Annotated in this window: 1 pseudogene; it reads left to right on the top strand. The window is 66.4% G+C overall.

Annotated elements, in window-relative coordinates:
* Positions 1-75: 75 nt before the first annotated feature.
* Positions 76-339: pseudogene (locus D9599_RS30955) on the top strand (hypothetical protein); the annotation flags it as partial.

Here is a 339-nt window from a genome sequence, read left to right as displayed (position 1 = left end):
TCAAAAGAGGTGCCGCTGGTGCCGAAAGCACGCTCCCAGACGCTGCCAAAAACAAGACCTGAAGGAATCTCTCCCGTGCAAACACGATCCACATCGGACATCTACGGTGATGCGACGAGGGCAGCTGCCGTCCTCCCCGAGGGCGCGCCCTCGCTGCCCTCCCGCGTGTCCTGGGGTGCCGTGATCGCCGGCGCTGTCGTGGCCCTGACGATCGGGCTGATGCTGAACTCCCTTGGGGCCGGGGTAGGCGCCACCACGGTGGATGCGACCGCCCGGGGCACGCCCTCCGCGTCCTCCTTCGGCATTGGCGCCGGGATCTGGTTTCTGGTGTCTAACCTC

It is taken from the genome of Roseomonas sp. KE2513 (genome assembly GCF_016107305.1).
Taxonomy (GTDB): Bacteria; Pseudomonadota; Alphaproteobacteria; order Acetobacterales; family Acetobacteraceae; genus Roseomonas.
This window is presented reverse-complemented; position numbering and strand designations above follow the sequence as displayed.